The sequence below is a fragment of the Homoserinimonas sp. A520 genome, from assembly GCF_054489245.1.
Genome location: NZ_JBTMWX010000004.1, coordinates 37,002 through 49,108, shown reverse-complemented (window position 1 = coordinate 49,108; position 12,107 = coordinate 37,002). Strand labels below are relative to the sequence as shown.

11 protein-coding genes are annotated in these 12,107 nt (G+C 66.8%); 2 read left to right on the top strand and 9 right to left on the bottom strand.

Features of this window, described 5'->3' with window-relative positions:
* Window position 1: 1 nt before the first annotated feature.
* The 4 genes from ACX3PH_RS11270 to ACX3PH_RS11255 all read right to left on the bottom strand — a co-directional run bounded on the left by ACX3PH_RS11270 (window position 2) and on the right by ACX3PH_RS11255 (window position 3,641).
* Window positions 2-352 carry a hypothetical protein gene (locus ACX3PH_RS11270; protein WP_459092519.1) on the bottom strand — a complete coding sequence of 117 codons (351 nt, stop codon included), beginning with the start codon at window positions 350-352 and terminating at the stop codon, window positions 2-4.
* Window positions 353-565: 213 nt separating this feature from the next.
* The gene (locus tag ACX3PH_RS11265) at window positions 566-1,261 is read right to left on the bottom strand and encodes an endonuclease/exonuclease/phosphatase family protein (protein WP_459092878.1); all 696 of its coding nucleotides are present in this window, start codon (window positions 1,259-1,261) and stop codon (window positions 566-568) included.
* Window positions 1,262-1,364: 103 nt separating this feature from the next.
* A complete protein-coding gene (locus tag ACX3PH_RS11260; RefSeq protein WP_459092517.1) occupies window positions 1,365-2,351 on the bottom strand; it encodes an NAD-dependent epimerase/dehydratase family protein in 987 nt (328 codons plus the stop codon).
* Between the two features lie 318 nt (window positions 2,352-2,669).
* Window positions 2,670-3,641 (bottom strand): J domain-containing protein, encoded by a 972-nt coding sequence (locus tag ACX3PH_RS11255; protein ID WP_459092515.1) that lies wholly within the window; start codon window positions 3,639-3,641, stop codon window positions 2,670-2,672.
* 29 nt (window positions 3,642-3,670) lie between these two features.
* Between ACX3PH_RS11255 and ACX3PH_RS11250 the strand changes: the two genes are divergently transcribed.
* Window positions 3,671-3,988 carry a cupin domain-containing protein gene (locus ACX3PH_RS11250; RefSeq protein WP_459092513.1) on the top strand — a complete coding sequence of 106 codons (318 nt, stop codon included), beginning with the start codon at window positions 3,671-3,673 and terminating at the stop codon, window positions 3,986-3,988.
* Between the two features lie 97 nt (window positions 3,989-4,085).
* Here the strand turns inward: ACX3PH_RS11250 and ACX3PH_RS11245 are convergent, their stop codons facing one another.
* Window positions 4,086-5,843, bottom strand: a complete 1,758-nt coding sequence (locus ACX3PH_RS11245) for a DUF2207 domain-containing protein (protein WP_459092511.1) — start codon at window positions 5,841-5,843, stop codon at window positions 4,086-4,088.
* A 149-nt stretch (window positions 5,844-5,992) separates the two neighbouring features.
* Between ACX3PH_RS11245 and ACX3PH_RS11240 the strand changes: the two genes are divergently transcribed.
* Window positions 5,993-6,943 carry a phosphodiesterase gene (locus ACX3PH_RS11240; RefSeq protein ID WP_459092509.1) on the top strand — a complete coding sequence of 317 codons (951 nt, stop codon included), beginning with the start codon at window positions 5,993-5,995 and terminating at the stop codon, window positions 6,941-6,943.
* An 82-nt stretch (window positions 6,944-7,025) separates the two neighbouring features.
* On the opposite strand, the gene ACX3PH_RS11235 is transcribed toward ACX3PH_RS11240, so the two are convergent.
* The 4 genes from ACX3PH_RS11235 to ACX3PH_RS11220 all read right to left on the bottom strand — a co-directional run bounded on the left by ACX3PH_RS11235 (window position 7,026) and on the right by ACX3PH_RS11220 (window position 11,952).
* A complete protein-coding gene (locus tag ACX3PH_RS11235; protein WP_459092507.1) occupies window positions 7,026-8,606 on the bottom strand; it encodes a stealth family protein in 1,581 nt (526 codons plus the stop codon).
* A 99-nt stretch (window positions 8,607-8,705) separates the two neighbouring features.
* The gene (locus tag ACX3PH_RS11230) at window positions 8,706-9,674 is read right to left on the bottom strand and encodes an NAD-dependent epimerase/dehydratase family protein (RefSeq protein ID WP_459092505.1); all 969 of its coding nucleotides are present in this window, start codon (window positions 9,672-9,674) and stop codon (window positions 8,706-8,708) included.
* Window positions 9,671-10,582: a bile acid:sodium symporter family protein gene (locus ACX3PH_RS11225; protein ID WP_459092503.1), complete on the bottom strand. Its 912-nt coding sequence runs from the start codon at window positions 10,580-10,582 to the stop codon at window positions 9,671-9,673. Before ACX3PH_RS11225 ends, ACX3PH_RS11230 begins: the two co-directional genes overlap by 4 nt.
* Entirely contained in the window at window positions 10,579-11,952 is a 1,374-nt protein-coding gene (locus ACX3PH_RS11220) for a flavin-containing monooxygenase (protein ID WP_459092501.1), read from the bottom strand. Before ACX3PH_RS11220 ends, ACX3PH_RS11225 begins: the two co-directional genes overlap by 4 nt.
* Between the last annotated feature and the right edge of the window lie 155 nt (window positions 11,953-12,107).

Sequence of the window (12,107 nt, the reverse complement as noted above, 5' to 3'; positions counted from 1 at the left end):
GTCAGCCCTCGTCGTCGATGCGATTCAGCAGGTCCTTCGACGCTTCCGCAATCTCGTCGTGGTCGTACTGGGCGGCCCGGCTCTCCAGCGAGATCACCGCGCAGCGGTGCACCTTCGCGAAGTCGCCGAACGGAAAGCTGTAGTGGCCCTTGGTGTCGTCCGGCATGTCGTCGTCGACGCCGAGGTGCCACTTCGAGTACTCCGCGTATCCGTGCTTCTCGATGAACTTGTTCTCGTCATCCGTGCTCGGAGCGTGCTCACTCCAGTCGTCGCGCTCATCATGCGTCGCCTTGCCGTCGGCGATGAGGCTCTTCGCGTGCGCGTAGGCCTTGTTGTTCAGTTTCACCGTCATCGAAACCTCCTCGGCTTTACGAGCGAGAGTAAAGCGCAGGCGGAAGGCCTGCTTTCAGGGGATGCTCAGCGGTGCGATTGCCGTCCTGCGGCGCGCGGTGTTTTCAGTGGATCGCGGCAACGGATGCGACGGCGTTCCACTGAAAGTACCGCGCGGCGGGTGAGAGGAGCTCAACAGGCGGATGAAGAGGGGCCACGGCTCCGGCCTGACGCGTCAGCCGGCGAGCTTGTCGGCCAGCTCCTCGCGGTACGACGCCGTCACCAGGATCGGGAGGTGGTCCGACGTTCCGCGCGGCAGCGTCTGCACGCTGTCGATGTCCAACCCGACAGACGTGGCCAGGTCGAAGTGCCCGCGGAAGAACTTGTAGCGCGTGTAGGTTCGCTTGTCGCTGAGGGTCAGGTCGTACCCGGACGCGAGCATCCGGGTGTTCAGGCTGTCCTTGAAGATCGGGTAGTTGTAGTCGCCGACCATGAGCGTTGGCAGCCCGGGACCGAGGGCACGCAGTTGCTCGTGCGCGGTCTTGATCTGGTGCCGGCGCAGGGAGTTGAGCGCCGTCAGCGGCGCCGCGTGGAACGACGCCACAACCAGCTCGCGGTCGTCCTTGCCGTCGATCAGGCGCGTGCCGATGAGTCGCTCATGCGCCGGGGTGAGCACCCGATCGTGCAACGACTTCTTCAGCTCGAACGCCTGTGTCTCGACAGCGGTGAACCGCTCGCGCGAGTAGTAGAGCGCCAGGCCCAGGCGGTTGCGACTGGTCGAGTCCGCCAGGTGCAGGGCACCGATCTCGGCAGGCAGGGCGCTGGTGTCGGCCTCCTGCAGGCACAAGACACTCGGCGTGAAATGTTCTGCGAGATCCACGAGTTCGGTAACCGCGCGGTTCTTGCGGAGGTTATAGCTGATGACCTTCACTGCAGTGAGCATCCCCAAAAGTTGTGTGGCGTGAATCTCCAGCCTACGTTCCGAAACTAGCGCACGGAGCCGTCCCACCCCTGTAGTGGGGTGTCGCGAAAAGCTAGCCGCCCAGGAGTTTCGCCTCGATCGCCGGGTCGAGCCCGAGCGTCGGGCGGTCCGGCCGCTGCGGCGCCTCCCCGCCGATCGACTGCAGCCACTCCCAGGTGTCGGCCACCGTTTCGAGGAGGGGGCGGATGCGCAGACCGGCCGCCACCGCCTTCGACACATCGCCCTGGTGCATGGCTTCGTGGTCCTCCCCCGGCGGCAGCCAGACCGGCAGGTCCATCCACGGTTTCACGCCGGCGGCGAGGATCTTCTCGGTGTCGATCCACCGTAGTTCTGCGTCGGAACCGGTCACCTCGAGGCACGCCCGCAGCAGGTCGCCGACCGTCGCCTGACCCACCGGGCTCACCACATTGAACGGCCCGCCGTGGCCGCTCTTGGCGATGGTGAGGCAGAACACGGCCAGGTCGCGGGCGTCCAGATACTGGATGCCGGCATCAGGTGATCCTGGTGCCACAACCGGGCCGCCGGCTGCAATGCGGTTCAGCCACCAGGGCAGGCGGCCGATGTTCTCCCGCGGACCGATGATCAGCCCGGGGCGGGCCAGGATCGCGCGCACCCCGAACTCCTCGACCACGGCCAGTTCGGCTCCGGCCTTCGCCCGGGCGTAGTCGTCGAAGTGCTCGTCGTCGGGGTCGGCGATCACCAGAGCCGCGCCCTCGTCGGCGCCGGCCGGGACCGGGTCGGCGTAGACCGAACGGCTCGACACATAAACGTAGCGTTCGGTGCGATCGCGCAGCAGCGTGGCTGAGCGGCGAACCGCGACCGGAGCCCACGACCAGGTGTCGACCACCACATCCCACTCGCCGTCGCCGAGTGCGGTCAATCCATCGATCTCGTTGCGGTCGCCGTGCAGCGCAGTGACGCCGACTGGTGCCGGACTCGTGCCGCGGCTGAGCGTGGTGACCTCCCAGTTCGCCGCCAACGCCTCATCGACGAACGCGCGACCGACGAACTCGCTGCCGCCCAGCACAAGAAGTCTCATGGTGAAAGCCAACAACACGGCATGGCTCCGCGGAAACAGCTTTCGCTGCAGGCGTACGTCACCGCGCTGCCGCACCGTGGCATCCGCAACCGAAAAGAAGGCGATTCAGATCGATCAGGCACGGTTTCTCCTCCATTCTCCGCTGATCGGCGAAAACCTCCTTCATTTCTGCGGCTCACGAAGGGCACGGCGACCCGCTCATGGATGGCGAACCGACGGCACTCGAAGACAGGTCGACCCCGAAACCAGCCTCCCGGTGCGCCGGGAAGGCTACCGCTGAGCCCGGTGGCCGCCGAACGGCATTATTGAGTCGTCTGCCTAGACGAAGCGGATGGCGTTCTGCAGCCGGGTGCGGATGTCGAACAGCTCGGTACCGCCGATCTGACCCCTGCTGGTCTGCTCTGGGCCCGGAAGCCCGTTGCGCAGCAGGTCGAGCAGTCGCGACCGCTGCACCACCACCGACGGCACGCCGCGCATCTTGCCGAGCACCATGAGAGACTCATCGGTCGCGTCATCCGGAACCACGATCACCAGCGCCGTGAACTTCACCCGAGCAGCCCGCGCCACCCACTTGGCCTCAAGGGACAGCTGGTGCATCGGGCGCTCCCCCGGCATCAGCACCTCGCCGATCAGGTCGCCCTTGCGGGCTCGCACCGGTCCGCCCCAGTCCTCGGACAGCACCGCGAACAAGCCGGTCGGGCCGAGTACGACGTGGTCGACCTTCGAGACACCGCCCGTGAAGCGCGGATTGGCGGCACGAACATCCGTCGCCACGTCGTGCCAGAGCGTGTAGCCGATGCCGAGCGTCGCCAGGGTGCTGGCCGTCGCCTCCTCGGCCAGCGCATCCGCCAGCATGTGTCGAAGCTCGCGGGGGGCGGAACGCACCAGGGCCGCATCGTACGGGTCGGCGATGTCCGTTCCGCGGCCGGCCCACTCGCGAACCAGCGTCAGGTAGCGCTCGCGACGCCAACCCCCCGGATGCCCGTACGACCGGGCCGTCGGGCGGGAGTCCCGGCGAGCGCGCGGCGGCGCCGGAACCCAGGACGCTCCCGGCTGGGCGGCACTGTGCCTGACAGAAACCTGACCCCGGTCGTAGGCGGCGCGGCTCGATGATGTGCCGACCAGTTCCCACGCCCGCTGCACCGCATGGAAGCGCGCCTCGGAACCGCCGGTGTCCGGATGCGCCTCGCGCAGCATCCGCCGGTACGCCTTACGCAACTCGTGAGTGGTCGCCGTCGGCGGGACCCCGAGCACGTCGTACGGCGACGGCGTCAACGGGCTCTCGGGCATGGGTTAAAGGGTAGGGCTACCGTGGGGGTATGGAGAACACCGTCACCGTCGTCGCCGATATCCGCGAGCTCTCGCCGATCCTGCCCGACAAGTTGGGACACACCACAGCGCTGAAGTCGGAGGACGTACGCGTCGTCGTGCTGACCTTCCCGGCCGGACACACCATGAAAGACCACGCCGCACCGAAGACGCTGCTGCTGCAGGCGCTCGACGGTCACCTGCGGGTGACCGCGGGCGGGGAGGTCACCGATCTGGTGCCCGGCGGGATCATGCGGATCGAGAAGCTGGTGCGGCACGAGGTTGAGGCGGTGGGGGAATCGCGGTTGATGCTGACGTTGGTTGGCTAGCCTCGGCAAGCTCGGCTGGTCTCGACGAGCTCGACCCGCTTGACGGTCACTTCGACAGGCTCAGAATAGCGCTCGACGGGCTCAACCAGCAGGGCAGCTAGACGCCTCCGCCGCCACCTCCTCCGCCGCCACCGCCGGAGGAACCACCGCCGCCCGAACCTCCGGACGAGCTGCTGTACGCCGAGGCGGTACTCGCCGCCATCGCGCCGATGCTGCTCGAGAACAGTGCAGCGTTGAAAGGGCCGTGCCCGGCGTACCAGGTCGGCTGCTGGCCGAGCTCCTCGTAGTAGCGCCCGAGCTCGGCCGCCCACTCCTTCTCGTGACCGAACAACACCGCGTACGGCAGCAGCTTCTCGTTCAACTTCACCACCTCGGCCGTGTCGCCAGCGGCAACCGGAGTGGTGATCGCACCCTGCGGTGACTGCAGGTAGCGGATGCGATCGGCCTCCGCCAGCTCGATGTACATTTCCAGCCCACCCAGGTAGTCGCGCAACTCCACGCCAGTCTCCGTCAGTGGGACCTTTGCGACGAACACGAAGCTCGCGATGGCTGCCGCCACTCCAACCCCCATGGGCAGCAGCGGCCAGGCGCCGCCGTACGACTCATCAAGCGAGATCACGCCGAAGATGAACGAGCCGACCGCCGCCGCGACAGCGAGCAGGCACACCAGGGCGATCGCGCCGACCGGAACCTTTCGACGGAAGCCGTTCGCCGTCGCATCCGCCGTCACCCGCTTCATCAGCTTGCCGATGGCGGTGGCCGCCTTCTGGTCGGCCTTCTGCAGGCTGCGAACCTCCTCGAAGTCGAGGGTGTAACCGAACAGGGCGTGCAGGAACTCGCGCTCGTCGGCGTCCGTACCGTCGGCGGTGACGAACTGCAATTGGTAGTGCGGCTTCTTGCCGCCGACCTCGAGCACGCGGATGTTCCCGGCCACCGCCAACCTGAGGATCGCCGCAGTGGTGGCCTTCGCCTGCTTGCCGATGATCACCGAGGAGAGGAACACGTTCGCGTTCTTCGGCACCACGTACTCGGGGATGATCACGCCGCGTCCAGGGGCGTCGCGCAGTCGGCGAGCGCGGGTGAAGCCGGCCAGCGCCGCAGCGAGGAGGCCGATCAGCGCGAAGATGGAGGACACGGCAGGCCACGCGGCGGCGAAGAATCCGCTGTCTCGCGGCTCGAACGTCCCGGGCTCGAAGCCGATCGCGAAGGTCAGGTTCTCTCGCGACCCGAGATCCATCGCGGTGAACGTGAAGCCAGAGTCGGTGGTGGCGACGGACGCCGCCCCACTCTCGCCTTCCCGCCCGGTGAACGCCGCGACGTTTCCATTCAGTGCAGCCAACAACCCGGCATCCAGCGTGACGGTTGCCGTCACCTCGCCGAACGGTTGCCCCCAACCGGTTCCGTTGGTGTCCCAGTAGAACTCGTCCGCATCCGTGTCCGCGAAGAAGCGGGTGACATTGCGCTGGGTGTAGGTGATCACGTAGGTCTGCTCGCCGTGCACATACACGCCGTCGTCGGCGATCGTCAGCTCGAGGAACTCATCCTCCGTTTCGGTCTCGTAGTGCCGCCGGTCACCGTTCTCATCGGTGACGCTCTGCACCTCGATGTCGGTCGGATGCCCGTCGTAGTCGTCCACCAGCAGGCGGCGGATGCCACGGTTCTGGTCGAAGTCGGGGAACACCGCCACCAGGGTCTCGGTGGTGGTCAGCAGGGAGTGTCCGTCGGCATCCCGCGACAGCTCGTACCGGCCGTCGAAGCTCTCGAAGAAGAAGTCGTCGACGTCAGCGGATGCCGGCGCAGCCACCCCGAGGACGAGGGCACCGACCACGGCGATGAGCGAGAGGATGCGTTTCACCCGACCGAGCCTAGCGAGGCCACTGTCGCCGACGCCTCCCCCTCACGGGTGAACCCACCCCACGACATAGCCGGCCGTCACCATAACGGGGGTGCAACTTGCCGGAGGATGTTCATACTTCGTCCATCTAAGAGTGTTGGACTGTAGGCATGACCGGTTATACGGCTCAACACCCGAGACCAGACCACTTCATCCTGCACCTCAGCGACACCCACTTCGTCGCCGGGGACGGCCCCCTATACGGGGCCGTCGACGCCGAGGGCAAGCTGCGCGAACTGTTCGCCGAGCTTGAGGCATCCGGTTCCCGCCCCGAGGCGATCGTCTTCACCGGGGATCTTGCCGACAAGGGCGAGACGGATGCCTACGCCAAGCTTCGCGCCATCGTGGAGCCGGCCGCCCGGCGGCTCGGCGCCGAAGTGATCTGGGTCATGGGGAACCACGACGATCGCGGCAGGTTCCGCGACTCGCTGCTCGACGAGCATCCGTCGACCAGCCCGGTCGACCGCGTGTTCGACGTCAACGGCCTCCGAGTGATCGCACTCGACTCGACGGTGCCCGGTCACCACTACGGCGAGGTGACGGATGCCCAGCTCGCCTGGCTCGCAGACGTGCTCGCCACCCCGGCACCCCACGGCAGCATCCTCGCCATGCACCACCCGCCGGTGCCGAGCGTGCTCGACCTCGCGGTCACCGTCGAGCTGCGCACCCAGAAGCAGCTGGCGGCCGTGGTGCGCGGCAGCGACATCCGCAGCATCATCGCCGGCCATCTGCACTACTCGACCACGGCAACCTTTGCCGGGGTTCCGGTGTCGGTCGCGTCGGCCACCTGCTACACGCAGGACCTCAACGTGCCCGTCGGGGGGACTCGCGGCCGCAACGGCGCGCAGGCGTTCAACCTGATCCACGTGTACGACGACACCGTGCTGCACTCGGTGGTGCCGATCGGCGAATACTCGACGGTCGCCTACGTCACGGCCGAGGAGACCGCGGCCATCCTGGCGAAGAGCGGCATCACCATCCCGCCGGCGGTCAACCCGCACGTCCCCGCGTACGCCGACGACCGGCATCCGCCCACCCGCGAGCTCGCCGTCGTCGGCTAGCTCCGTTGCCATAGTGCCCGTTCCGGAGGATTGCGCCTGTTGCGCGGGGCACTATCCTCCGGAACGGGCACTTCGGGTAGCGCTACTGCGCCTGCTCGACGGGGACGACCACCAGCTTCTCCCAGGGTGCAGGGATCGGGAAGTACTGTTCCAGGAATGACTGCACCGCCACGGCACGCTCGGCGGCTGAGAGCTCCGGGAAGCTGCCGTCGTTCAGGCAGAAGAAGTCGAATGACCGCTTCTTCAGCAGCGAGCTCATCAGGCGGATGCCGGAAAGCGCCGTGGTATCGACGTACTTCACCTTGGCATTCGTCTGCACGATCGCCCGCCCGGTGAGCAGCGCGTAGTAGTGGTACAGCGAGTTGGTCACCGACACGTCGGTGGCCTGGCGGAACGCGCTCGCACTGGTGCGGGCGAAGTCCTCCGGGAACTCGTTCTCCAGTTCCTGCAATACCGACTTGCGCAGCGGTGTCGCCGCATGTTCGAGGTGGCGGGTGATGACGCGGCCGAACTTCTGATGCAGCAGCGCCCGGTTCACCCGCGCCGCGTTCTCGAACCCGCTGCGGGCCACGTTGTTCTCGCCGAGGCCGATGCGGGTGCGTGCCTCGATGAACTTGCTGACGCCTCCTGGAGAGAAGAACATCTCCGGGCGCACCGGGCGACCGAAGAACATGTCGTCGTTGGAATATAAGAAGTGCTCGCTCAGCCCCGGGATGTTGTGGAGCTGGCTTTCGACCGCGTGCGAGTTGTGCGTCGGCAGGTCGTCGAGGTTGCGGAAGAACTGCTCGCTGCGCATCAGCGTGACGCGCGGATGCTCGTCGAGCCAGGCCGGACGCGGCGAGTCGGTCGCGATGTAGATGTTGCGGATCCACGGTGCGAACAGGTTCACCGAGCGCAACGCATACTTGAGCTCGTCCAGCTGGCGGAAGCGCGCCTCAGAACCGTCACCCTCCCCGACGACGTAACTGGCCATGCGGCGGGCCCGCGCACGCTGCCACTCCAACTCGGCGCCATCCACCCAGGAGAAGACCAGGTCGATGTCGAAGTCGACGTCGCCGCCCAGGCGGTCGAACATGCCGACCAGCGTCGGCCAGGTCTCGCCGTACCGTTCGACGGTGTCCTCGATCGCCTCTGCGCGGGGCAGCGACGGGCGCATCAACGCGTTCGCGTTGGGCGCGCTGATCTCGTCGTCGTCATGCCTCCAGAACTCCACCCGCACGCCGTTGGACGCGCCGAAGGCAAGCAGCCCGACCGGCTCGACCCTCGGACGGAACACCGAGAACGCGCGGATCTTCGACCCGGGGGCCCAGGAACCCTCGGCCAGCAGCATGGCCGGGCGCCGGGCATCCGCCTTCACCACCTGGCCTGCCTCGGTGACGCGGGCCGGCTTCGCGTAGAACGGCTCGTTCTGGCACGCCTCGGCGAGGGCCTCCTGCAGCAGTTTGCGGTCGCGGCGGTCGACGGCGAGCACCGGCTGGGCGTGGTCGTCGCGCACCAGCAGGTAGCGGATGCCCGCAACGTCCAGCACGCGGCGGATGAACAGCAGGTCTTCGATCAGTGCGTCATGCGGCGTCGTGTTGTGATTCACCAGGGACAGCAGGCCATTGTGCAGGACAATGTCATCGCGGTTCAATACCCGCGGGGTGGGGACGTTTTCAATCATGGGGGCCCAATCGTTCGAGCCTCGGCAGACCGCCCGGTAGACCGAAGGCTCGGCGGACCGTTAGCTGCCGCCATCTTACCCGCAGAAGCTGGGAGCAGGTCAGGAGCGCGATGCCAGCCAGGCCTCGAACGCCTGGCGGCTGGTGTGCTTCGGCGTGTAGCCGAACTCCTGCTTCAGCTTGGTGTTCAGCAGCACCGGCCGGAACTGCAGGAACTTCGCCTGCTCCGGGCCGTGAGCGGTCGCGCCGATCGCCTGCCCGGCCCAGAGTCCCAGCTTCAACATCCACGGCTGCACCGTCACGGTCTTCTTGCCCATGAGGCGCGCCAGTTCCCGGACGGTCAGCGCACCGTCACCGGTCAGGTTGTAGACACCCGGGGGGCCGTCGGTCGCAGCGCGCGCCATGGCGGCGACGACATCCTGGTCCCAGGCGAAGACGAACGGGCTCTCGGAGCCGGAGACGCGCAGCAGCCGCTTCTTCCGGAACAGGGCGGTGACCTGGTTGTCGACGGTTTCACCGAGGATGGTGCTGATACGGAACACCACCTGCTCAAGTTCCGGATGCCAGACGCGCGCCTCCTCGAGCATCAACTCGACCAGCCGCTTGTGGTGGGAGTAGGAAAAACTCTCGTTGCCGCGGATCGAGTTCGTCTCGACCAGCCAGGCCGGGTTGTCGGCGTGGTAGCCGTACGCGGCGCCGCTCGACGACACCACGATGCGCCGCACCCCGGTGGCGAGGCAGGCATCCAGCACATTGCGGCTGCCCTCGACGTCGACTCGGTACTCGTCCTCCCTGGACAGGTCGCGGCCAGGGTTGACGACCGCGGCCAGGTGCACGACGGTGTTGATCTTGTGGCGCTGGAACTGTTCCAGCAGGTCGTTGGCCTGCGTGACATCCGCTGTCTCGTAGACGACGCCATCGACCCGCGTGGGTGGCTCACGGAGGTCACCGCTGACGACCAGGTCGACGCCCACCCCGAGCTGGGCGGCGAGGCCGGCCACGACCGAGCTCCCGAGGAATCCGTTGCCCCCGGTCACGTAGACCCGACGACCTGCTCTTTCAGATGTCACCGAAGCTCCCCCTTTTTGGCGCGTCGCCTCGCCCAGAAGGTGGCGAGTGCCAGCCCGGCGATGATGTCCCAAATGCCCCACCAGCCGGCGACGATCGCCATGCCGCCGAGGCCGTCGAAGAAGGCGAACACCAGGCCGAGACCCAGACCGGCGTTGCGGATGCCCACCTCGAAGGTGACCGCCTTGGTGCTGGGGACGTCCAGCCCGCTCAGCCTGGCGGTCGACCAGCCGAGGGCCAGCGCGACCGCGTCGTGCAGGAAGACGGCGAGGAGAACGACGCCGATGTAGGCCATGAAGTAGGCCCAATTGCCGATCAGCGCGATCACGATGAAGGCGAGCAGGGCAACCAGGCTGATGCGGCGCACCCACGGCTGCACCTTCGCCATGACCTTCGGCCAGCGGTTGCCGATCAGGATGCCGAGCGCGAACGGCAGTCCGATGATCACCACGATCTTGATGAGCATGTCGACGGCGTCGAGTTCGACCGCCTCCAGGATGGTTGACGCTGTCGGATGCAGGCTGCCCCAGAACGCGAAATTGATCGGCATCAGGAAGATGGCGAGCAGGTTGCCGACCGCCGTCATCGACACCGAGAGGGCGACGTTGCCGCGGGCCTGGTTGGTGAGAACCTGCGAGATGTTGCCGGGCGGGCAGCAGGCGACCAGGATCATCCCGAGCGCGATCGACGGGCCGACGTTCAGCAGGAAGGTGAGCCCGAAGGTGACCGCCGGCAGCAGCAGGAACTGCGCGGCAAGGGCGACGGTGATGGCTTTCGGCATGCGGAGCACGGCCCGGAAGTCGTCGACCTTCACGGCGAGCGCGATGCCGAACATGATCAGCGCGAGCACCACGTCGAGCGCGAGCAGCGACGTCGGATTGAAGTTGAGGGTGACCTCGTCGATGCTCACTTGCGCTCCCCGCTCGTGTGCCCTTCGGCAGGCTCAGGGGGTCTCGACGAGCTCGACCCGCTTTTCTGCAACCGCTTGATGTGGCGCTTCACCACGCCGCGGTAGGCGTCCTTGTTCACGTAGTACGACATCCGCTCCAGCGCCAGGTACTTGTAGCCGCCGGTCAGGTCGGGCCAGGGTCCCGCCGCCTCCGCCTCGAACAGCCGCCGGGCATCCGCTGGCGCCGCCAGGTATTGCGCGACCAGTTCCGCCTGCTCGTACCGCCCCTGCCAGCCGATCCCGCTCGCTTCGATCATGCCGAGCACATAGATGCCGTTGAAGGCATGTGTGTCGGTTTCGAGACCAAAGATGTTCAGGAACAGCTTCGGTGCCATGCCGGTCCAGTTCAGGTGCTTCCGGTCGATGAACGGGTAGTTCAGCTTGTAGCCGGTGGCCAGCACGATCAGGTCGTAGTCGGATGCGCTCCCATCCTTGAAGTGGACGGTCTCACCCTCGAAGCGGTCGACATCCGCCCTCACCCGCAGGTCGCCCTGACCGAGGTGGTGCAGTACCAGGGTATTGACGATCGGGTGCGACTCGTAGATCTTGTAGTCGGGCTTCGGGAAGCCGAACCGCACCGGGTCGCCGGTGAAGACCTTGAGCACGCGCGAGTCGACGAACTGCTTGATGCGGGCAGGGAGCGGGCGGCCCTGGTTGAGGGTGTCGGCCGGCTTCCCGAACAGGTAGCGCGGCACGAAGTAGTAGCCGCGGCGCACGCTCATGTCGATGGAGTCGGCGTGGTGCACGGCGTCGACCGCGATGTCGCAGCCGCTGTTGCCCGCTCCGATGATCAGCACGCGCTTGCCGCGAAACACGTCCGGCGACTTGTACTGGCTGGTGTGGATGATCTCGCCGGAGAACTCCCCCGGGAAGGTGGGGACTGACGGCTCGGCGAGGGTTCCGTTGGCGAGGATGACGCCGTGGTACAGGCGGCTGCCCTTCGACGTGGTCACCCGCCACTTGCCGCCCTCGGGCCCGACCGACTGGACCTCGGTGTTGAACACGTAGTGCTTCACGAGGTCGAAGTGTTCGGCGAACGCCGCGAAGTAGCGTCGCAACTCGGCGTGGTTCGGGTAGTCCGGCGTGCCGTCCAGCATCGGGAACTCGGTGAACTCGGTGGTCGTCTTGCTCGAGATCAGGTGCGCCGACTGGTACACGGTGCTGCGCGGGTTGTCGATGTTCCAGAGCCCGCCGACCTCGCCGGCCGCCTCATACCCGTCGAACGGGATGCCCAGCCTGCTCAGGTTGCGCGCACCGGCCAGACCGGAAGGCCCAGCGCCGATGATGGCGTAGCGAGCGGCGGAGTCACCCACACCTGCCTCGCCGCGCATAACCCACCCTGCAGTTCGATTCCCCCGAAAAACTGTCTCGAACAGTATGGCAGTTGGGGTCGGATTCTTCGTGCCTTATGGCAGCACCGCCACCAGCGTGGCGAAGGCTAGCGCAAGGATGGCGGGCACGCCGAGGATGTGCGCGCCAGCCGCGC